This is a genomic window from Wolbachia endosymbiont of Dirofilaria (Dirofilaria) immitis (assembly GCF_013365455.1).
Classification (GTDB): Bacteria; Pseudomonadota; Alphaproteobacteria; order Rickettsiales; family Anaplasmataceae; genus Wolbachia.
Genome location: NZ_CP046578.1, coordinates 651,273 through 675,012, shown reverse-complemented (window position 1 = coordinate 675,012; position 23,740 = coordinate 651,273). Strand labels below are relative to the sequence as shown.

The following is a 23,740-nucleotide window of genomic DNA, read 5'->3' as shown; positions in this document are numbered from 1 at the left end:
CATTGAATTTTTCTTATTTTTGGTTCCTACAAAAATTGCAAAGTAAGTAAAATGACTTCAACATTGTAGTGAGAGAACTAATGAATTGCCGTAGTTTTTATATCAAATATGTTTTTATTTTAGCCTGCTATTACAATTTTTTTTATTAAGCTTTACATAAGATGGTGCTTGTCTGGCAAGTTTACCTCAGTTTACTATTGACAGTTATGGTATTTATTCCTAAAATTTGTAACAGATGGAGTTATTTAATACTGGCTATCTGGTAATTTGGTGATTATGTTTATTCTACTGTAATGCAGAGAATTTACACGGTTTTATTGTAATGTTAAGATTGTGACCTTTTCATTTAGATGTGGTTACACAAGATGAATAATTCTTTGAACTCAAAAACAGTTTTAAGCATCAACGAAAAGTTGTATAGCTACTTTAGTCTCAGCGCTGCTAGTGAATTTTTAGGGGTAGATTTAACTAAATTACCTTGCTCGCTAAAGGTTTTACTTGAGAATTTATTGCGTAATGAAGATGGAATGAATGTGAAACTTGATGATATAAAAATACTAGCAAGTTGTGTTGAGAAACACGTTAATCATGAAATTAGCTATAAACCAGCAAGAGTGTTGATGCAGGATTTTACAGGAGTTCCTGCTATTGTTGATTTAGCTTCGATGCGCAGTTATGTAAAAAAAAATGGAGGTGATCCAAGCAAAATAAATCCGTCTGTGCCTGTTGATCTTGTGATTGACCATTCTATTCAAGTAGATAGTTATGGGAACATTTCTGCGTTTGATAAGAACGTTGAATTAGAAGCAAAAAGGAATTTAGAGAGGTATAGTTTTTTGAAGTGGGGGGAGTTGTCCTTCAAAAATTTTAGAGTAGTGCCACCTAGCACAGGAATTTGTCATCAAGTGAATATTGAGTATTTGGCACAAGTTGTGTGTAACAAAAATGGGGTTGTATATCCTGACACTGTGATAGGCACGGATAGCCATACTACTATGGTTAATGGGTTATCAATTCTTGGTTGGGGTGTTGGTGGGATAGAAGCTGAATCTGTAATGCTTGGTCAACCAATTAGTATGCTAATTCCAGAGGTAGTAGGATTTAAGTTAACTGGGAGGCTCTCAGAAGGAGTAACTACAACTGATTTAGTACTGACAATTACAAATGTCTTGAGGATGAAAGGTGTTGTTGGTAAATTTGTAGAATTTTATGGTAATGGGTTAGATCATCTATCTGTGGCAGATAGGGCAACTATAGCTAATATGGCTCCAGAGTATGGTGCAACTTGTGGATTTTTTCCAATTGATCAGAAAACACTAGATTATTTAAGCTTAACCGGGAGACCAGAAGAGCTGATTAAGTTAGTTGAGGTCTATGCAAAAGAACAAGGATTGTTGCGAAGCAGTAACAAGTTAATGTTTTTTGATATGCTGGAGCTTGATTTGTCAAGTGTAAAACCAGTAATGGCCGGTCCCAAAAGACCACAAGATAAAGTTTTTCTTTCACAAGTTTCAAAGTCTTTTTCTAAATCGTTTGCAGTTAATAGACTGGATGGAAGTGATAAACTTCAAGACGGGAGCGTAGTTATTGCAGCAATAACTAGTTGCACTAATACCTCAAACCCAGGTGTGATGATTGCTGCTGGTCTTGTAGCACGTAATGCGGTTAAACTTGGAATAAAATCAAAGCCTTGGGTTAAAACTTCTCTTGCTCCAGGGTCACAAGTTGTGACAGAGTATTTAGGGAAATCAGGATTACAAAAGGATCTAAATTCTTTAGGTTTTAATTTAGTTGGATATGGCTGTATGACTTGCATTGGAAATTCAGGTCCGCTTGATAAAAGTGTAGAGGATGATATAAAAAACAAAAACTTAACTGTTGCTACAGTTTTATCTGGTAATCGTAATTTTGAAGGAAGAATTCATCCTCTAGCCAAAGCTAACTACTTGGCATCTCCACTGCTTGTTGTTATATATGCACTTGCAGGTACTGTACGAATTGATCTGACAAAAGATCCTATATGTAAAGATAAGAATGGGAATGATGTTTATCTACAAGACTTGTGGCCAACAAGCAGTGAAATTGAAAATTGTGTTAAAAGTGTTGTAACACGTGAAATGTTCATACAAAAGTATAGGAATGTTTTCTCTGGCGATGAGCATTGGCAAAAAGTAAAATGTGGAAAAAGCGAGATCTACAGCTGGGATACAAGGAGTACTTATATACAAAATCCTCCTTATTTTATTGATTTGTCAGTGGAGAGTAGTAAAAACAACGTAATCAACATAAAGAACGCGCAAATATTAGCAATATTTGGTGATAGCGTAACTACTGATCATATTTCTCCTGCTGGAAATATTGCTTTAGATAGTCCAGCAGGTATATATTTAAAAGATCTTGGGATTGAACCACGAGATTTTAACTCATATGGGTCTCGTCGTGGTAACCATAACATAATGATGCGTGCAACCTTTTCTAATGTCAGAATAAAAAATGAAATGGTGAGTATTGAAGGTGGCTATACAAAATATATTCCTTCTCAAGAGACTATGTCAATTTTTGATGTGGCAATGCGCTATAAGGAAGAAGCTGTTCCATTAATTGTTATTGCAGGGAAGGAATATGGTACGGGGTCAAGCAGAGATTGGGCAGCAAAGGGTACTGCGTTATTAGGAATTAGAGCTGTGATTGCAGAAAGCTTTGAACGCATACATAGGTCAAACTTAATTGGTGTTGGTGTTCTTCCGCTCGTATTTCGAGATGGAATAACTAGAAAAGTATTTAGTGGTAATGAGGTGATAGACATAAGAGGTGAAGTAGTGCCAAACGGAGATCTAGAGTGTATTATTAAAAGAAATGGTAATTCAGAGCAATCAATTCAGCTCAGGTGCTGCGTGCAAACTGTCACTGAGGTAAAGTATTTAATGAGTGGTGGAATATTGAATTATGTACTTGCGCACTCTTTTTGATTTATAAAATGTTGAGTAATTATTGAGCTTTTTTGTTCAGTTCTAGCCTTTATGTAAGTAAAGATTTATTCTACGCGGATTTATAGTATAATTTTACCTTATATAGTAAAGATGTTATGTAGATAATTATAATTAATTCTATACAAGAACTTAACGGGCTACGAAAACTTTTGCAGGGGTTTATTTTGTACTGGTGAAAAAAAGTTATGTGTGTTAATCTTGTGGAAAAGATAGAACTTTCGGCTGACTCGAGAAACAAAATTTACAATATTGCAAAATAAATTATTGTAAAAAATTAAGGGTGGTAAGCTAGATATATATAGTAGTACTCATTTTCCAATGATGAAAGAGTAGTGCTAATATGTGTATTGTTGAATCACTGCTTAGAATACTAGATGATTATATGATAAATCAATTAATCGAAGATAGAATTGCTAATCAAGATGGAGTAAACACACTTGGAGCATTCTTTTTTTTATTGTTCGTTAATGCTTCTACGTAGAATGTAGTGATAGGAAGTGATATCTCGAAGGAAAAGATCTAAAATTCTGTTATGCATTTCTAGGTTGCTTAAAAATTTAGGGGGCAAGTTATCTGTAAAATAGTGAAATAAGTGATATTATAATGCTTGGTAAGTACTTTATTATTGGGAATAATTATAGAGAAGGTGTTAGAAAGTATAAAGTTAGATAATCATGGCGGTATTTGTGTTCTTTTGATATGGTTGGTAAAACTGCTTGCACAGCTGAGGATACAGAAGAATCAGAGAGACTTGTAATATCATTGGTTTTGTTCAGCAATTGTGTCTTGATAAATTGTTCTCTCAGAAAAAAGGATTTAGCTTGGCTATGCAAGTGCGTATCAAAAACGTGTTTTATCTGTTCTTGGTTTTATTGAGTTGCCATTCGGTTAAAATATAGAGTTATGGTGAAGCTTGTAAAGGAGCATATTGGGAGCAGAGAGCAAGACACGCAAGAATTAGGGTTAATTGGATATCTAGTATTTGCTAGAAGAGATATACATGTGTGTTACCTTGTCTATGCACAGGGTTTTTAAATGAAGCAAGTCACTTTTATCTATGCTTTGGTGGTTAATAAATGCTTATAATTTTGCTACTATAATGAAGCTTGCTGATGAAAAAAAGCTGCTCTGATTTAGGTCCTACGCTTACCCATTCTGTGTAAGCGCTTGTATAATTTAACACGCAATGTTAGATTACGATAAGTATTAGTTGCTATGTGTATGCTCTAGTTGGTAAATATAGTAATTTATTACCGTACCTTATTAATTAAGTGCTATTCTTAAAGATGTGCTGATAGTTCATTTATCTATCAAATAAGTGGTTTCATGTTAAATTAAAGAGTTAATTTTAGATCTATTAGAAGATATAAAAGCTTGGAGTATGAGCTCATCTAAGCATTTCGTTGCAATGAGATTTTTTGGAGAGGAAAGGAAAATTTCTTAGATGTGTAGATATTGGTAATTCAGTTACAGTTTTGCAATTTGCAACTGGTATGACAGAACTTAGCAAAAGGAAATGGTAAGTTGAGCTAATGATTGATGGAGAGTTACTATTTGGTGGTGCTGAATTTACTGAGGTAATTAGTCTGGTACATTTAGGGAATATAATTGGAAAAGTGTCAAATACAAACGAATAATCAGGCTTAAGTGTTCTTAAAAATAGTATATAATGCTCTTGCTGGAGTAGAATATTTTAAGTAAAGGTGATGGATATATACTGAGTACTTGAAAGAACTGTAGATTTGCTTGGAAAAGGATGGGAGAGTTAATTTTATCTCTAGTTGTGGAAGTAGGAAAAGTTTTGTCATATAGTAGCAGAGGTGAGGGGGGGGACAATTGACTTTTTGTGTTATTATGTAATGATAGTAAAAAAAATGAACTTGATGACTGGAAAAGGTTGCTAGGTTCAATGGTGAAGATAATTTTATTTTTTTGAGGATAGAGATTTTTTTTGTGTATATTACCATGGAGTTTCTACTTTCTATCTTTATTTTAATTAGTAGGTTTAAGCTGTACTTGTAGCAAGTAATGTGGTGCTGGCAAAGCAGCTGTGGAACAAGTGTCAATTATTGCCTGTAAAAGCTGTTATGATGCTGAATGAGAGCTAAGATGCTAAAATATACTGCATCTTATTCTAGGAGATGGTTAGTATTTAAGTAAGGTATTAGCACTAGATAATAGAATCTCTGGTATAGCTTTTACTAGTTCAACACAAATGTTCAGATGATTAGTAAAATGCTTGCTAAATGGATAGCCACTAATCACACTGTTTATCGCTAAACTGGTGGTTAAATGTTACAATTATGATATCTCGACTATTACTTAGAGTAAGTGACTTCAGATGTTTTACTTTCTGTATTGAAGTAGTGGTTACCGCTGTTCTGTATTTAAAGTGATATTTATTTAAAATGGTACATCGGCAAAACAGATAAAGGTGATATGTGATTCGGTTCAAGGATTGAAGATTGGTTATCCAATGCAACTTAGCATTGATGTTGGTCCAGTAATTAGCAAAGCATCTGTTAATATGCTAACTGAATATATGAAAAGGTTTCAAAGAAAAAGGATTCAAGTCTCTTACCTAAAGTATCTATGAATATAAATTCTACAGTATTATTCTTTTTCTCTATGGTATTTGTTAAGTGCAAAAAAAATTGCAATTGAAGTAAGAAGTGTTTTGTCCAATTTTGCATATCATACATCTTGATAGGTCTCAATTAAATGAGATTATAAGTAATATAAACAACCCAAAATATGATGGGCTGATGTCTTTTTTGCAGAGCTGCATACAGAGTCAGATTAATTTAGTAAGTAAAAAAAAGTGTAGGTTAGAAATGTATACATCAGCTGCAATTAGATAGGTGCAGCGGTTAGCGTGTAGTTATTGGAGAAAGGGACTGTTTGGCATTGGACCAAAAGCTGGTAGTCCTGATTATTTGTGATATTTTTCTATAGAAAAGGTTGTAAGTATCAACACTGTGTGGTGGTAGTACTAAGTTTATATATTTTGGTTGATTTGTAGATACTTTTTCTTTTTTTTAAATTAAAACTTTGGTTAAAGTTGGTTTAACTTACTTTTACCTTTTATCATATTTGAAATTGTATTTATAGTAACCTCTTAAATATTATACTATAGTTAGTATTTGGAATCTTTTTTGTAACTGTAATTTTATTTAATTTTTTTATATTTAATCTAATTATTTTAGAATAATATAAGAATTAATTAGTATATAATATACCTTAGATATAAGGTTAGCAAAAGTATGAGTGTTTAATAAAATATTGACATGAAGAGCTTGCTTGCGGAGAGAAACAGGGTAGTAAAGTTATTGTTTATAGAGATAATTTTATTTTTGGTTCATATATCTATAAAAAGTGCTAAAGGAAGGCGGTCCTGGCAGCAAATTCCTATAATGAAAATGTGTTTGTTGAATTTCTGGGATTTTTGTTGAAGAAGTAAGAATATTGGCTACTTCAGCAGATGGTGAACTTAAGCTATATAAAAGAGAATAAAAAAATAGAGATTTTAGCAGGTAAAGATTAGGGTAAAGAAAAAAAATTGGTTTTAAAAATGATAAAAATATCAATAAAGATTGAAAACTTTTTGTTAAAGGCTTTTATATATTGGTAATTATGTTAATAATATTAGTATTGGCTCTATATTTTAGTAGTATGTACCACATGTTTATTGTAATGATGAATGATAGTAGTGTTTTTGTTTACTACATAGGTGATTTTTTTATTTTCTCCTGTTAGTAAAGTTTTTATGATTAGCATGTATGGATAGGAAAATTACTTTGGCTGGGATTATAATGAAATATAATGTACTATTACTTGATGTTTTTTTATCACTAAGTATCACTAAGTAGGGTATGTGAGATCAATATTGAGTAGATGTGTTTTGAATGCTTCAGTTTCTCGTATCATGCTGATGTTACTTGCTATTGTGATTGCAGTTCTTGGCGCTAATGCTAGTGCTTGCTAAGTTAAGTATTGATTTTTTTTGTACAGATTATATATGACGCACCATTAACTAGTAATGAGTTTATCGTTTAAAATGACTATGATATGTGTCATATTGGCTGTACAGTTCTAATCTCGTTTTTTTACTCGAATTGCTTGTAATGTGAGGATATGAAAGAACTTGACTTAAATTAGTAATTATTTAATATCGGGAATAGTATTTTTTGTCTGTTGAAGCTATAATTATAACTGATTGTTTAGGGTTTTATTTGTATGATTGTTAATCGTAAAAGTAGTATTAAGCAGAAAAGTGATAAGGGTCACTTAGTTGGAAGTATTGATATAATAAAGACAGCAGCGGAACTTTCACTTCAGAAAGGTCTAGATTTTGAAGTGATAATAAGGGCATTAGAAAGTGCAATAGAAGCAGTTGCTTATCAAAAGTATGGCAGTAAGAGTAAAATTGTAGTTAATGTAGATAGAAACACAGGAAAGGTTATCTTATACAGGGGGGTAAAGGTTGTTAGTGATGAATTAAATGAAGAGGGAAATTCTGGATATGAATTAATTACTCTTACGCAGGCTAGATTAATAAAGGAGGATGCAAAAGTTGGTGATATTATTAATGAATTACTCTCTCTTAATACTGATCTTGCTTCAGCGAGAATTGCCCAGCAAAGAATTGCTCAAGTAATTAAATATGAGGAATTAAAGAAGCAGTATGGAGAATTTAGGGATAAGGTGGGAGAAGTAAGGGATGGTGTTATTAAGCAAATAGAGTATTCAGATTTGATTGTAGATATAAATGGTGCTAGAGCATATCTTCCATTGCGAAATTTAATTGGTGGTGAATCGTTTCGCGAAGGTGATAAGGTTAAAGCTTATATACAAACTGTTAAGCGTTCTGATGATGGACGTCAAATTATTCTTTCTAGGACCCATGAAGGTTTTTTGGAAGCATTGCTAAATCAAGAGATACCAGAAATTGCTGATGGGCTGGTGGTAATTAAAGGTATAGCTAGAGATGCTGGTTCAAGATCTAAAGTTGCTGTTTTTTCTCCTGATAAAAATATTGATCCAGTAGGTGCTTGTGTTGGAGTTAAGGGAGAAAGGATAAAAACTATAATACATGAATTAAATGGGGAAAAGATTGATGTTATACATTACTCTTCAGATCTAGGCCAGTTTGTTATTAAAGCAATTACTCCTGCAGGAGTATCGAAAGTTATTATTGATGAGAATGAAAATTGTGTAGAGTTAATAGTTCCTGAAGCTCAGTTGAGCTTAGCTATAGGGAAAAAAGGTCAAAATGTAAGGTTAGCATCAGAGCTTATTGGATGGAAGATTGAGATACTGAGTATTCAGCAGGAGTCAGAAAGACGAAGTAGGGAGCTTAGCCAATGTTCAGCTTTGTTTGCTGAAGCTCTAAATTTAGAGGAGATTATGGGTCAGCTGTTAGTCACAGAAGGGTTTTCAAGTGTAGAAGATATATCTGATGCTTCAGTTAAAGAGCTTGCTTCAATAGAAGGCTTTAATGAGGATATTGCAAATGAGTTACGTAGCAGGGCAAACAAATACCTAAAGGCAAAAAATGATAGAAAAATAGAAGAGTTAAGAACTTTAGGTATGGAAGATGATGTAATCAATCTACCTTTATCAATAGATGGTAAAATTGCTCTAAGTAAATACGGTATTAAAACTTTGAAGAATATAGCAGATTTGTCGAGTTATGAATTTTGTAGTATACTTTCTAGTTTAGTAGACAATAGAGAAGATTTAAAAGATACAGTAGACTTGATAATTATGGAGGCACGTAAGAAACTTGGTGTAATATAGTAAGATAATATGAATAATGAAGAAGGTATTAGTAGTAAAAAATTAACACTTGAAGGCTTTAACAAGCTTAAATTTAGTCTTGATTTGAGTCATTCAGCAAGTTCAAATGTAGGGGCTACAATAGTAAAAAAGAGAAGAAGAAAAATCTGTGAGCCGGAAGAGCAAAGCGAAAGCAAATTGGGCTCATTGACAGAAAAAGAGCAGATTTTTCGTATTAATGCAGTACAGAATGCTGCTTTCCTAAAAGAGGAAAATCTAAAAAAAGAGAAGGAAGTGATGACGAAAAAAGATGACAATAGGGGGATTGATGAAGGTAGTATCTCTGGTGCTTCATTTAAGGAAACTAAAGAAAAAGGCTCAAGTGGTATCAGCTTAGTTAAGCTGATGGAAGAAGGGATTGATGATGTAGATGTTAATAGAAAGCCTTTAAGGACTAGCAAGGATGTGTATTCTAAATATTCTAAGCTAGTGATTGCACAGTCAATGGATGACAAAGTTGAGCAAACTTCAGTATTCAGGCAAAGGTTTGGTATAAGAAATAAAAAGTCAAAGTTTACCAAAGGTAAAAATATATCAAGGGAAGTTATTATACCAGATAGAATTACGATCAAGGAGTTATCTATTCGTATGGCAGAGGACAATAAACATGTGTTAAAAATGTTAGAAGAAGAAATAGGTGAGAGCTATAAAGTAGATGATTTAGTGAATCCAGATATAGCGTGTAAAATAGTGGAAAAATTCAATCATGCAGCTAAACGGGTAAGTAGTATTGACAAGGAAAGGGATTTATTATTTATAGAGAATAAGGAAAATTTGCCTAAAAAAGCTAAACCGCCAGTTGTTACATTTATGGGACATGTTGACCATGGTAAAACCTCATTGCTTGATGCGTTTCGTGAATCTAATATTGCAGAGAGAGAATCAGGTGGGATAACTCAACATATAGGTGCTTATCAGATAGTTACAAAAGATAAACAGAAGATTACTTTTATTGATACGCCTGGGCATGAAGCATTTACTGCAATGCGTGCATGTGGTGCTAACATTACTGATATAGTTGTAATAGTGATTGCAGCTGATGATGGAGTGATGAAGCAAACAGTTGAAGCTATAAATCATGCAAAGGCGGCGAATGTTTCTATTATGATTGCTATTAATAAAATTGATAAGTCTCAGCCTGGGGATTTAGAGAGGATAATTAGTAGTTTACCTCAATATGATCTTATTCCTGAGGAACTTGGTGGTGACGTTATAGTTGTGCCAGTATCAGCAAAAAAGAGAATGAACTTAGATAAGCTGGAAGAGGCAATCTTGTTAATTGCTGAGTTGATGAAGCTTGAGGCAATAGAAGATTGTCGAGCGCTTGGTTGGGTGGTAGAGTCTAAAGTGGATAAAGCTAAAGGGATATCAGCTACATTGATAGTTGAGGAAGGAACGCTAAAGGTTGGTGATATGTTAGTTCTGGGTACAACATATGGTAAAGTACGTAATATGGTTAATCATCTTGGTCAAAGAGAAAGGATAGCTTTACCTTCTACTCCGATTGAAATTACTGGTCTAAACAGTGTACCAAATGCTGGGGATAGGTTTGTTGTTGTAACTTCTGAAAGGCAGATTCGTGAAATCATTGAACATAGGTTAGAGTTGGTTAGGAAAAAAGAAGGGAATTTAAATAGTAATAATTTGAATATATTTAGTCGTAACAATAGTGGAGTGGAGGAAATATCTTTGCTTTTAAAATGTGATGTTACTGGTTCTATTGAAGCAATATTAAATTCGATTGATAAACTAGGCAGAGGTAAAATTAAATTAAATATCTTGCATAAAGCAGTAGGGGGAATAACGGATTCGGATGTACTACTTGCAGAAGCATCGAATGCAGTAATCTTAGCGTTTAACGTCAAAGCGGATTCAAAAATAAGGGATTTAGCAAAACAAAAAGGTGTAGAGATATACACTTATAGTATAATATATGAGCTTATTGATGACATGAAAATGTATTTAACTAAAATGTTGAAGCCTATAACGCGAGAAGTGCATATTGGCTCTGCATCTGTGAAGCAAATATTTAGTGCATCTAAAGCTGGTAATATTATTGGATGTTATGTAAGTGATGGAATAGCAAAAAAGGATTCTTTAATTAAGGTAATGCGCAATAGTAAATTAATATGCAAAGGAAAGTTAAAAGCTTTGCGTAGATTTAAGAATGATGTTAAGGAAGTAGGTGCAGGCTTTGAATGTGGGTTATCTTTTGATGGTAACGTTGATGTTAAAGTTGGAGATGTTTTAGAAGTTTATCAATTAGTTCAGGAAGAAAGGGTGTTGTAGTAGTCAACTATGAAAAAAGAAATTAGAAGCCTGAAAATAGCGTCTGTATTACATAGGGCGATATCTAGAGTCTTGATAGAAGGCAAGGTGTACATTCATAAAAATGTATCAGTTTCTGATGTAAGATTAAGTAAAGATTTTAAAATAGCAAATGTATATATCGTGTTGCCTTCATTAAGCAAAAAAAATTGCAGTACTAATGCTATTATTAATGAAATAAACCAATCTGCATGGTTAATACATAAATCTATATTGCGTTATGTTAATTTACGGTTTGTGCCTAAGTTAATTTTTAAACCTGATTTAGCGTTCGATAATTTTATTACTGTAAGCAAAATACTAAGTAATTTCACTTAATAGGTGCGTTTCAATCATTATTTTTTATTGATGAGGTTGCATAATTTAACGGGTTTGTGGCTTGTATTATTCCCGAGTTTAAGTGGTATTATTCTAGCCTCAACTTCTCTATCATGGCGGACTTTTCTTCTCTTTATTTTATTCACTGTAGGTGCACTTTTAATGAGACCTGCGGGTTGCATAATCAATGATATTTTCGATAGAGAAATAGATATACATGTTAGACGGACAAAATATAGACCACTTGCAAACGGTACACTCAATGTAAAGCAAGCTTTGACTTTACTTTCTTTGTTACTATCTGTTGCATTGGTAATCTTACTACTTACCAATAGAACTACACTTATACTTGGAATAGTCTCTATATGTATGATAATTATTTATCCTTTGTTAAAACGTTATGTTTGGTGGCCTCAGTTGTTTTTAGGGTTTACTTTTAATATGGGATCACTTATGGGCTGGGCAGTAGTAAAAAACCAGATTAGTATAGAACCTGTACTCTTTTATGTGGGATGTATCTTTTGGACACTGAGTTACGATACTGTATATGCTTGTCAAGATAGGAGAGATGATAAAAAGTTAGGAATAAAGTCAACTGCATTATATTTTGGTAATGTAATAAAATGTTGGTTAAGAAGATTTTACCTGACATCTTTTATGATGTGGCTATATTCTGGTATCTTATCATCGTTAAATAACATTTTTTATATCGCTCTACTCGCTGTAGGGTTTGTGTTTTACTACCAATATAAGAATTTTGACCCTGATAATCCTAGTCAATGTATGTCTATATTTAAAAGTAGTTCCTATGTGGGACTATTGCTTTTTTTCGGTATTCTTTTGGATAGAGTTGTAAATTAAATATATCTAAAAAAACCTTCCTGAAGGACCTTAGTGTAAGCTAGTATGTTAGGTAAATACTTTTATGTTAACCTAAAAAGGCTTTCTAAAAGTAGTGTGGAAGGGTAATATTAAAGTTCTGTTTTCGTGCTTGAAGATAGCTTATATATTTTTGCTACAGAAGCCTTGTATTATCTGTTCTAGAAATGCTATATCTATGGACACTTGTGATAAATTTTAGCTAATCTCATTGTTTTAACAGCAAGAGTGCTTTTGACTTAGAACTTGTTTTCAATCTGTACAAATTTAATTGCAAAATTTATTACAAAATTTAAGATATTTTTTGCGAATTACATGAAATTGTAGTGGCTGCATGCCTTTTAAAATTTTTTTGTATACAGCAAAATCATGATTAAACTATAAACATCATCAAAGGTTCATTAGTATTAATTTAGAGTTAAAGCCAGAGTAGATAAAGTTTTTTTATTTTTACCTATAGGTTGTTTAGCTGTATATCTGTAGAGATGTGCTCCCTATTTACATTACTTTCTCTGTTATTCTATTAATTCTTTTTTGTTGTTCGGGTAAACGGTGCTGGAATGATATCATACACTCTAAATGAAAAACAGGTTTTCTGGCTATATGTCATCAAGTATAGCGTGATTAACTTCTATCTTGTATTTTGATTTCAGATAATTAATTAATTGCTCTTTTAGTGATATCATCATGCGTTTTCCAGTATCAAGTGGATTTAATTTGCCACTTGATGAATACACTTTTTTTAGGGTGCCTATTATAATTTCATTATTATGTTGAATAGGATCTGTCACTGAATTAGTTGTTTTCATATTGAAGATCTCTTCTATAAAAGAAGAAGGATAGTTTTGTTGATTAGTCTCATTGCGATGTATCTGCTGGTCCTTGATCAATTCTATACCCTGAATTTTCTTAAAATCTTTCTTCTCTTTGAATTGAGCTACAATTCTTTGTCCAATTTTAAACATTTGTCCTTTTATAAACTCGTTACGCCAAAGATTTAACACTGATGCTTTGCCTTCTTCAAAACTTTGCATCTTAGATGGAGTAATGTCAGTGATCTTTACACTAATAACAGTGTCTCCAATACTCTTAAAATAACTTTTTTGGTCTTTTTTCCGTGAAAAGATAAAAGAAATCAAGTCATTGAAATTTTTCACACTATCAATACTTTGATCTTTTCCATTAGCGTCTACTGGACCGATGATTTGAATAGGTAAGTTGTACTCACTAGAAATTTCTTCGATAGTTGCACCATTATATATCTTATAGTTTACTTGGTTTATAAAGTCATTAACTTTTTCAAAAGACTTTTGGTTAATTAAGATTGACTTTATATCCTTCTTTAAGTCAGCTAAGTTTTCATCAGAGATTTGGTGCGCATTATCCACCTTTATTATATGCCAACCAAAATTGCTCTCCAGAACTTCGCTCACTTCACCTGCTTTGAGGGCAAACACCTTTTCTCTCATACCATCTGGTAGAAAATCCTTGGTTATATTATTTATTCTAGTTTTCTCAAGTTTTGTTTTACCAAACTTTTCTACTATCTGCTCAAAGCTTGTTTCCTTTTCCTCAAGTGCTTTTTTTGCTGCTTTTACCTCTTCCTCAGTATGAAATATTAGGTTAAATATATCTCTTTGATCTTTAAGCTCCTGTTGTTCTATTATATTATTAATCTCTTCATCTGAAACGTGAACTTGGTCTTCAAAGTACTTTCGACCTAAGGAAATATATTGTGCAGTTCGATATTCAGGATAGTAAAAGTGGGATTTATTTTTTTCATACAGGTCAAGTAAGATTTTGTTATTTGGTTCAGGGATATCTGTAACTGCGTCTTTAGTTACTTTTATAATATCGACTACCCTGGTTTGATGACGACTTTTATATATCTGCTCATCAATTTTTTCACCGAAAGTCACTGGGTAATTACCCTTAAATAAGGAGGTCATGAACATCATGGCAGGTAGAGTTTTTTTCAGCTTTGCCACATAGTTTTCTTCTATCATATACAGACCGTTTAGCATTTCATGAAATTTCTCTTTATCAAATTCTCCTTTATCGTTTTGGAAATGCTTGGTGTTTCTAATATGGTCTTTTATAGATTCTTCTCCAATTACTAATCCCAGATCACTAATTAGATTGAACAGTAGTTTTTGCTCTATAAGTGCATTAAGTAAATCATATTTTAGTTTTTTCATTTGTTCTCTATTAATGTTGGATTCAGGAATTTGATTCTCGTAATTTTGATATAACAGCTTGTACTCACCTAATGTTATGACTTCTTTTCCAACTCTCGCTATTTCTTCTTTTTTGCTATTATCTGATAGAAAATTACCAATTTCCATGAAGATTAATAAACAGGCTAGAGTAACGATGGTTGCTTTGGTGAAAAAAATTTTAACATTCATAAACGGTAAAAATTAATTAGTGTTAGTTGTATGAGGATTTAGTCTTTATAAATTTATTGATTTATTAGTACTACGTACGATATTATAATATATTAAATTTAAAATTCAATTCCTTCTTGAATAGAAGGATATATTTAAGTCAAGCAATTATACTTGAGAGAGTTGATATTCTTTTTTAGGTTGCTTTAAAGTAAGCCTAGTTACAAATGAAAAAGTTGTTAAGTGACAAAATTAATGCTTTTTTAATTTTAATAGCTTATATTTTAGCTCTATATGACAGCAAAGAATGTTTTAAATGGTAGATGTTTTCCTGATGTCATCAGAACTTTCTAAAGGCAATAATGCTAAAAATAAACAGTTTCTCATGCAAATTGCTGCTTGGTTAGTGGATAATACTGCTTTAACTTTTAACCAGATAGCTCAATGTTGTGAGTTGACTCTTGGAGAAGTGCAGGATATAGCTGATGAAAAAATAGATGCTGGAAGATTTAATCCTGTTATTTCTGGGATAATAACTGAAAAAGAAATTGATGACTGCAAAAAAAATCTGGATCGTATTCCAAGTTTGATTGCAAAAAGCTTAAAAAAAAGGAGGAATAAATCAATCGGTAACATTTTTGGCCTTCCCTCTGTAGTAAGACGTAAAGACAAACCTGATGCGATTTATTACTTAATAAAAAAATTTCCTATTTTAGATAATAATGTTATAGCTAAGTTGATCAGTACAACAAGTCACACGGTAGAGCAGGTGAAAAATGGATCTCATTATAATATGCAAAATATAAAACCTCAAGATCCTGTACTTCTTGGCTTGTGTAGCCAAGAAGATTTAGAGGCAGAAATAGAAAAGGCAAAAGTAAAAGAAGAGAGAAGAGAAAGGTTAAAGAACATAAAAGAAAATTATTGAAGCCCTTCAAGTTGCTTATTTTATTTTTGTATCTTGTTACATTAAATTAACTTGACTTGTTAGTGCTTATTAGTATAATACTAGCTAAAGTATGTAGCTTAATAGCAATTGAGTTTAATACTTCCTAAAGGCTGGCTAAGCCTAATTTATTATCTTGTATCGCATTTAAAGTTAGTAAGCATCAATTAAAATTTTTGGAGGGCTATGGTAATAATCAATGAAGATATTTTAGTAAAGGAGAAGGTTGTAACTGAACTAGAGTCAGTAAAAAAAGGTGAGCAAATTCTCAATAATGACATGGTAAGGCAAACAACAAGTGAAAGTATAAAAGAGAGCAGAAAAACGCTAGATCTGAGTGAACTGAGAAAAAAAACAGCAGAAGAACTATTGGGTCTGGCTGAAGAAAGGAAAGTTTCAGCTAATGGTAAAAGTAATGGTAGAATGCTGAAGCAAGAGATGATATTCAGCTTAATGAAGAAAATGAGCGAAGAAGGAGGAGTTACTACAGGAAGCGGGGTAGTAGAAATATTACCTGATGGTTTCGGCTTTTTACGTTCAGCGAGTGCGAATTATGCTACGAGCACAGACGATGTTTATATTTCCAGTGGACAAATAAAAAAGTTCAGCTTGCGTACCGGAGATGTGGTATGCGGAGAGATAAGGCCACCTGGTGATAAGGAAAGGTATTTTACTTTAACTAAAGTTCAAAGCATAAACTCTACTGAGATAAATGAATTGAGAAAATACATCCACTTTGATAATTTGCTTCCCCTTTATCCTGAAGAGAGTTTGATTCTTGAAAACAATATTAGTGGAGATAATAAAAAAGATATAAATATGCGTGCTGTTGATATAGTTGCTCCCCTTGGGAAAGGACAAAGGGCTTTAATAGTTGCTCCACCTCGTACAGGAAAAACGATATTACTCCAGCAAATGGCTCACTCTATAGCTACAAATTATCCTGAAATAGAATTGATAGTCTTACTTATAGATGAAAGACCTGAGGAAGTAACGGATATGATGCGTTCTGTAAAAGGTGAGGTAGTGAGTTCTACGTTTGATGAACCTGCTTACCGACACGTGCAACTTGCTGAAATAGTAATAGAAAAAGCTAAAAGAATGGTTGAACATAAAAAGGATGTTGTAATTTTGCTCGACTCTATAACCCGCCTTGCACGTGCTTATAATGCAGTCATTCCTTCATCCGGTAAGGTTCTAACTGGTGGTGTAGACTCAAACGCACTGCAAAGACCAAAGCGCTTTTTTGGAGCAGCTCGCAATATTGAAAATGGCGGTTCTTTAACAATTATTGCTACTGCTCTTATAGAAACTGGTTCAAAAATGGATGAAGTTATTTTTGAAGAGTTTAAAGGTACAGGTAATGCTGAAATTATTCTTGATAGAAAACTTGCCGATAAGCGAATATTTCCAGCTGTTGATATTACAAAATCTGGAACTAGAAAGGAAGAGCTGTTAATTGATAGAGCTATATTAAATAAAATATGGGTGCTGCGTAGAATACTTAATCCTATGGGATCTGTTGAGGCAATGGAATTTTTGCGTGATAAACTACTTTTAACAAAAAGTAACGCTGACTTCTTTAACTCTATGAATAATTAGGTATAGGAATTTTGAAAGGTTGGCTATATAGCTGTTCTATAAGCATGGTGCTAGTGAATAAGAAATACTAGAATTTAGTTTTCTAAATTCTAGTATTCAAGTGTTAGTTACTTGCCTCATAGTACTTCTCGACTAATTTATTGAGCAATCTTACGCCGAAGCCTACTGCTCCTTTTGGAGAAATGTCAGTACCTTTTTCATGCCAAGCAGTTCCTGCAATGTCTAGGTGTGCCCAGCAAGTGTTGTTCACAAAACGCTGTAAAAACTGTGCAGCCATTATACTATCCCCACCAGAACCTGCAGGAGCTATATTTTGCATATCGGCAATTGGTGAATCGATAATTTTATTGTAAGTCTCATTTATAGGAAAACGCCACAATTTTTCATTTACTTCATTTCCTGCATTGATGAGATAGTTTGCTAGTTCATCATTATTGGAAAAAAGACCAGCATATTCATTGTTTCCAAGTGCGACTACTATAGCACCAGTTAAAGTTGCAAGGTCAATCATGAATTTTGGCGAAAACCTATCTTGTGTATACCATAAAGCATCTGCAAGTATGAGCCTTCCTTCTGCGTCAGTGTTTAATACTTCTATTGTCTGACCAGACATTGAAGTGACTACATCGCTTGGTCTTTGAGCGTTACTACCCACTGCATTTTCTGCAAGCGCGACTATGCCAATTGCATTTACTTTTGCTTTTCGTCCAGCTAGAGTACGCATTATTCCAACCACAGCAGCAGAACCTGCCATATCGTATTTCATTGACTCCATACCACGCGAAGGTTTGAGTGATATTCCACCAGTATCAAACGTTATACCCTTACCCACAAAAGCTATTGGTTTTTGTTCTGAAACTCCATTCCATTTTATCACTACTAATTTTGGCTCTTTACTACTTCCTTGTGCTACTCCAAGTAATGCTTTCATTTTTTTTTCTTCCATCTGTTTTTTATCAAGCACTTCGATCTCGAGATCAAATTTAGTAAGTTCTGCTTTTATACGGTCAGCATAAGACTCTGGATATAGAACGTTGGGTGGTTCAGTGATCAAAGAACGCGCAAGAAATATGCCTTCACCTTCTTGTCTTAAACGTTCAAATGATCTTTCAGCACTGCTTAGTTGCTCATCTTTCACTAGCACTATGATCTCTTCTACTTCTGTAATTTTTTCATCCTTTTTAGTTTTATACTTATCAAACTTAAAACTACGTAAAAGTGCACCGTATGCAATATTTGCTGCATTACCTTCAATTGAAATCACTGCTTGCTTAATTTTTAATTTGCTTAATTCACAATATACCTTGCCGCCAATATTTAATTCTTTATTTCCATCCCATTCACCTCTTTTGCCAAGCCCAATAACCATAATATTTTTTCCTTCTGATGAAGTAATAGAGAAAAACTCACCAAAGCCTCCATTGAAATTACTAAATTGTTTTATGTTGTCTACAATCCGCTTTTCTTGTAAAATCTTACAATTACTTATGGCTTCGTTATCTTCAAATAAACCTACAACTATTGTTTTAAAATTAGGTAGAATTCTAGAAATCATTATCTTCATTGTTTGCTCCATACTCAACCAGGGTAATATTTACCAAAATGGCTAAAAAATACAAGTTTTATTTCTTACTAGAAAACTTGCTATGTCCACCTAGAGTAATGTTAAATTTATAAGTTTTAATAGCTTTATTATTATAAGTAAATGGTGCTATTAATAGACTTGCAAGTCCGCTATCAATAAGGTCACTGAGGACAGAATCAACACAATTATTACAATTGTAGTCAACAAAAAACATTTGTGTTGTGAATTCTGGGAAATCTGGATGCTGAACTAGGAAGTTGATATGTGGGGCTCTATCGCCAGTTTTACCTGGTGCTATTGTAATAAAACTATAGTAGCCAAGGTTATTTACTATAAATCTTCCTGACTCAGCGAAATTCGGATCAAGTTTATCTTCCTTTATATTTTCATCATAATGATTTGTGCCATGTGAGTTTGCGTGCCATATAGAAACTACAGCGTTTTGTATTGGTAGACAGTTTATATCAGTAATTCTACCTACTATATTTATTAATTCTCCTGCTGCACTAATTGAGGAACCTGGTTTTCTTCTCAAGTTATTTGAAAAGTTAAAATTTCTTGGCCGTGGGTCAAGATTATAAATTTCTGGTGTTTTTATACAGTTAAGTAGAACAGGATCAGCAGCAAATAATGATAACTCAAGCATACAGTGCATTAAAAGTACTAATAAGATGCCTCTCACTTTTGTTTTATTTATGATGGTTTTGCTATGGATTATAGCAGCTTTTTTTCTTTTATTAAAGATAAGACTTCTTTGCTATTCCGTGTCAAGCATGATCATTAGTTCTTTTCATTAGTTCTTTAAAGTCGTATAACTAAAGTATCTTTTATTTATTCACAAGAATAATCTAAATCTAAGCTTTTTATCACATGAGGTAAAAGCACTTTGTTACTCAATTTTTCCTTTTCAAGAAAAATATTTTGAGCAGAAGCTTATTGTATTTTATCTCTTTTTTTAAAAGTTCATTAGTGCTAATAGATCATACTTACCTGTGATTATATTGATGCTAAAATATAGTGTAAGAGAAGAAGTGAGTAAAGCTACCCTTAACATGCTCTACACAAGCTGTTACTACACTATGGTTATTGCAACCTATTACCTTATTTCAAAACAGAGCACTTAAGAACCTTGACGAGCTTTACATCTTGGCTTAACTTTGTTTATAATGTAAACTTTACTACCTCTTCTTACAACTTTACAGTTTTTATCCCTACTGCGGTAGGATTTTAGTGAACCTTTAACCTTCATATCTATAGCAAGAACTAAAATACCTTATATTGTGGATTCTTGCAAGAAATTAGTCAATTGATAAATCCTCACATTTTATTAAAATGTTGTATGATTGTTGCTGATACTTCTTCGATTGACTTTTGTGTAACATCAATAATTGGCCAATTATTTTGTTTAAAAAGTTTCTCTGCCTTTTGAATTTCCTTTTCTACTTTTTTGGGGTCAGCATATATATTATTATCTTTGTTATTGATTGAAGTAAGCCTGTTTTTACGTATTTCCACTAGCCTACTTACATCTATTGTTAGTCCTATTGTTAGCTTGTTCTCTAATTTTGTTAAGTCAACATGAAAAGGTACCTCATTAACAAAAGGAATATTTGCAACCCTGTAGCCTCGATAAGCTAAATACATACTAGTAGGGGATTTTGATGTACGTGAAACTCCAATCAAGATTATGTCTGCTTTATTGATGTCTTGAATATTTTGTCCATCATCATGATTAATAGTATAATTTATTACTTCAATGCGCTGAAAATATTCATTATTTATCTCAGTATGTAAGTTAAGTTTTTCGTCTTTTTCAATTTCAAGATAGGAGGAGATTTCTCTAATAATATGTGACAATATTGCTCTATAAGGAATAGCTAACTTTATACAATTATCTTTCAAGTATTTTCTTAATTTATCATCAGTGATAGTACATATAACGAAGTGGCATTCATCATTTTTCTTGTTGACTTCCTCTAAAATTTTATCGATTTGTTCTTCTTCTTTCACAAAAGACCAAACATATTCAATCGTTTCTACGGAACGAAAGTGCTTTAGAGCTGATTTTGCAACTGATATAACAGTTTCACCACTTGAATCTGATACTAGGTATAGATTAAGCTTTTTTTTAAGAGTCATAGTTTATATAGCATTACATTAAATAATAGTATAGATTTAAATAACTTGCTAATAAAATTGTGTTGATTTATTAGTTTATATAAATAAGGGGAAACTATCTGTTGATAAAGCTTAAACTAATTGATAAATTCTTAGTATAATTATTGTGGAAACAAATGTTTTTATTAAAGCCCATAAATTTCTCTTATTTCTCTAAGAAAATTTTGCCTTGGCTTGAAGTTATGTGTTTTGCGTGTTTTTTAGTTGGAACGTTTTTAGCTTTAATTTTCTCTCCAGAGGATTATAAACAGGGAGAAATTGTGCGAATTATGTATCTTCATGTACCTTCTGCATGGCTTTCTCTTGGGATATATGGACTTATTGCATTCCTAAGTTTTATTTCTTTGGTGTGGAACAATAGTATTGCTAGTGTTTTAGCACATGCTGCTGCTCCTGCAGGAACAGTCTTTTCTTCAATATGTTTAATCACAGGCAGCATCTGGGGAAAAGGAACTTGGGGTACTTGGTGGGTATGGGACGCAAGGCTTACTTCAATGTTAATTTTATTTTTTCTATATGTTGGGTACCTTTCCCTATGGGGTATTTTTGATAATGAAGAAAGAGCTAAAAAATCGGCGGCAGTATTTGCTATCTTTAGTGCTATAAATATTCCTGTAGTGAAATTTTCTGTAGACTTGTGGGCCACTCTCCATCAGCCAACAAGTATTTTTAGAAGGGGTGGAATAACAATAGAAGGTTCCCTACTATTGCCGCTGGTTGCAATGTTTATGTTTTATGCAACATTTTTTTTGGTTGTATGGATATTGTATTCATTATACTTGATTAACTTATATAAGATAAAGAGAGAGGTTAATATGCAATGCTAGATAGTTTTATAAGTGTATAGAAGAATATACTGAAGAGAGTTTAGAAGTGTCAGCTTTTTTGTGGTTAAGTTAGTTAGTCAATTGAGTTAGAGGAATTAGCGGAAATTGCTAAAGCATGGCTTCATCATTGAAACTTAATTTAATTTGTTGAATAGAGTGAGTATTAAATTTAGGTTATTTGATCCTTTATTAAAGTTCTTGAGCATGTTTGTAATGGTACATGTCTTTACATAGAAATTTATGGAGCTATTATCTGACCGATAGGAAGAGTTGTTCATTAGGTGTAAAGGTAGTGTTCCTGTTTATGTGACTGCTATCCTTTTTGCATTACTTAATACAGCTGGTGTTTTTAGTTTAACAGTAAAGGAAGATAAAAAGAAGCTTAGATATGGATGTTACTAGAGAAGGGGTTTAGTATATAAGGTATGTAACTCTCCCTGTGTTAAGTAGATTTATAGTGTTATTGAGCCTGTGAATCCTAAGGTTTATATATTTGGTTAAATTAAAGTGCTTGAATAGAGAACTAGAAGTGAAAATTGGGTATCCTATGCTCATAGGTAATGGGGGTGTTAGATTCTTGTTCAAAAAAAGCAATAAAAAAAAGCACTGATGGAAATATATGTGACCTTTCACTTTTTTATTTATATAATACTGGATAAATTATTACAGGCGGCTGTTTCGATGGTGTTATCTATGGCTCAATTTACCCTAGTCTATGATCTGTTTTAGGTGTATTCTAGTTAAATGAAATTAACGGAAAAGTCATATGATTATGCTTGGGAAATATGTTATGAAATATTGACTAGTAACTATGATTTTTAGGTAGCAAGAGAGTTCTATAAAAACTTGGATGTAAATGATGATCTTGAACATTCAAGTTATGTAGTGAGGGCAACATGCATATTTTTGAGAGGATGTTGTGATGCACAACATGTCTAGAATTAGTAAAATGCTATAGATTTTTTGTAGGTGGCAATCTAAACTGGGTTTATCATTCAGTACTCTAAATTCGCTAAAGAAATCTGTGCCGTTTGACTTGAGATGTTAAATAGTATAGTTTTTTTTGACTTATGCTGAATATAATATGTATAATATGTATAACGGATGTAAATAATGAGCTTTATCTTAATGGAGCATGAAAATTTAATTTTATGTTATTCCTAGAGAATTATTAGATAATCAACATTTTAATATTGATTATCTAGCCTTCTATAGCATGAAACTTCTATATGACTTAGCTCCTGCTTGCTCAATCTAATAAGACTCTTAAGTTTATTTTCTGCTTCTTTGGAGAAATTTGATTAATCAAAGATATGTTCCACTAAATTATTGAGCGGAGAAGCTATTTTAGCAATGGATCCTCTATACTATAACCTGTGAGATTATTTTAAATCTTTAGTTTCTGATCTTTATTCTTTAGTATGAGGTTTAAAGATGTTATGCGAGATTAAGCCACGAATTTATAAATGAGTTATAGAAGTACAATGAATTCTTCTACTGCCGAATGTAAGTTCTCAGGGGGGTAATATAAAAATATGTTTACATTGGTTGTTGTGCAATTAAAGCCTTTAATAAATAAAGCACCACGTATTTCCCTATCTTTTGCAAAAAATAGTGCACTCTTCACTACTATAATAACTATAATAAAGTGGGATAATGCTGTGGCCCTCTTTGAATAAACTTGACTTTAGTGTTATATCCTCTGTTGGATGATATTAGATTATTATTGCCATAAGTTATCTTAAACAAGTAGAGGATGATTTCATTTTGGGTTATAAGTATTTGTAAATTTACCATCTTTAATGATCCCAAATTCACTGTAGTACTTTTCTATCTTATATTTGCCGGTATCAGCTGAGGTG

At 32.6% G+C, this 23,740-nt stretch carries 15 protein-coding genes; 10 read left to right on the top strand and 5 right to left on the bottom strand.

Annotation, left to right across the window (positions count from 1 at the left end):
* The first annotated feature begins 365 nt into the window (after positions 1-365).
* The 7 genes from acnA to ubiA all read left to right on the top strand — a co-directional run bounded on the left by acnA (position 366) and on the right by ubiA (position 12,335).
* Positions 366-2,969, top strand: coding sequence for an aconitate hydratase AcnA (gene acnA, locus GOY12_RS02675; protein WP_175818519.1), 2,604 nt, complete (start codon positions 366-368; stop codon positions 2,967-2,969).
* A gap of 361 nt (positions 2,970-3,330) precedes the next feature.
* Positions 3,331-3,471: a hypothetical protein gene (locus tag GOY12_RS02670; RefSeq protein ID WP_175818518.1), complete on the top strand. Its 141-nt coding sequence runs from the start codon at positions 3,331-3,333 to the stop codon at positions 3,469-3,471.
* A 1,953-nt stretch (positions 3,472-5,424) separates the two neighbouring features.
* Positions 5,425-5,586: a hypothetical protein gene (locus tag GOY12_RS02665; RefSeq protein ID WP_175818517.1), complete on the top strand. Its 162-nt coding sequence runs from the start codon at positions 5,425-5,427 to the stop codon at positions 5,584-5,586.
* Positions 5,587-7,226: 1,640 nt separating this feature from the next.
* Positions 7,227-8,789, top strand: a complete 1,563-nt coding sequence (gene nusA, locus GOY12_RS02660) for a transcription termination factor NusA (protein ID WP_175818516.1) — start codon at positions 7,227-7,229, stop codon at positions 8,787-8,789.
* A 9-nt stretch (positions 8,790-8,798) separates the two neighbouring features.
* Positions 8,799-11,117: a translation initiation factor IF-2 gene (gene infB / locus GOY12_RS02655; RefSeq protein ID WP_175818515.1), complete on the top strand. Its 2,319-nt coding sequence runs from the start codon at positions 8,799-8,801 to the stop codon at positions 11,115-11,117.
* A 9-nt stretch (positions 11,118-11,126) separates the two neighbouring features.
* A complete protein-coding gene (rbfA, locus tag GOY12_RS02650) occupies positions 11,127-11,474 on the top strand; it encodes a 30S ribosome-binding factor RbfA (RefSeq protein WP_175818514.1) in 348 nt (115 codons plus the stop codon).
* Between the two features lie 3 nt (positions 11,475-11,477).
* Positions 11,478-12,335: a 4-hydroxybenzoate octaprenyltransferase gene (gene ubiA, locus GOY12_RS02645; protein ID WP_175818513.1), complete on the top strand. Its 858-nt coding sequence runs from the start codon at positions 11,478-11,480 to the stop codon at positions 12,333-12,335.
* 617 nt (positions 12,336-12,952) lie between these two features.
* On the opposite strand, the gene GOY12_RS02640 is transcribed toward ubiA, so the two are convergent.
* A complete protein-coding gene (locus tag GOY12_RS02640) occupies positions 12,953-14,761 on the bottom strand; it encodes a peptidylprolyl isomerase (protein ID WP_175818512.1) in 1,809 nt (602 codons plus the stop codon).
* A gap of 295 nt (positions 14,762-15,056) precedes the next feature.
* On the opposite strand from GOY12_RS02640, the gene GOY12_RS02635 reads away from it, so the two are divergent.
* Both GOY12_RS02635 and rho read left to right on the top strand, forming a co-directional pair.
* Complete coding sequence (locus GOY12_RS02635; RefSeq protein WP_175818511.1) at positions 15,057-15,668, top strand: cell cycle transcriptional regulator TrcR; 612 nt, start codon at positions 15,057-15,059, stop codon at positions 15,666-15,668.
* 204 nt (positions 15,669-15,872) lie between these two features.
* Positions 15,873-17,288 carry a transcription termination factor Rho gene (gene rho, locus GOY12_RS02630; protein WP_175818510.1) on the top strand — a complete coding sequence of 472 codons (1,416 nt, stop codon included), beginning with the start codon at positions 15,873-15,875 and terminating at the stop codon, positions 17,286-17,288.
* Between the two features lie 103 nt (positions 17,289-17,391).
* Here the strand turns inward: rho and GOY12_RS02625 are convergent, their stop codons facing one another.
* The 4 genes from GOY12_RS02625 to GOY12_RS02610 form a co-directional block, all read right to left on the bottom strand.
* Complete coding sequence (locus GOY12_RS02625) at positions 17,392-18,852, bottom strand: leucyl aminopeptidase (protein ID WP_175818509.1); 1,461 nt, start codon at positions 18,850-18,852, stop codon at positions 17,392-17,394.
* A 58-nt stretch (positions 18,853-18,910) separates the two neighbouring features.
* Positions 18,911-19,519 (bottom strand): protocatechuate 3,4-dioxygenase, encoded by a 609-nt coding sequence (locus GOY12_RS02620; RefSeq protein ID WP_246214360.1) that lies wholly within the window; start codon positions 19,517-19,519, stop codon positions 18,911-18,913.
* Between the two features lie 474 nt (positions 19,520-19,993).
* Positions 19,994-20,122: a ribosomal protein bL36 gene (locus tag GOY12_RS02615; protein WP_025264104.1), complete on the bottom strand. Its 129-nt coding sequence runs from the start codon at positions 20,120-20,122 to the stop codon at positions 19,994-19,996.
* A 68-nt stretch (positions 20,123-20,190) separates the two neighbouring features.
* Entirely contained in the window at positions 20,191-21,012 is an 822-nt protein-coding gene (locus GOY12_RS02610) for a pyruvate, water dikinase regulatory protein (RefSeq protein ID WP_175818508.1), read from the bottom strand.
* A 155-nt stretch (positions 21,013-21,167) separates the two neighbouring features.
* On the opposite strand from GOY12_RS02610, the gene ccmC reads away from it, so the two are divergent.
* On the top strand, positions 21,168-21,878 hold the full coding sequence (ccmC, locus tag GOY12_RS02605; RefSeq protein ID WP_175818507.1) for a heme ABC transporter permease CcmC: 711 nt from the start codon (positions 21,168-21,170) through the stop codon (positions 21,876-21,878).
* Positions 21,879-23,740 lie beyond the last annotated feature (1,862 nt).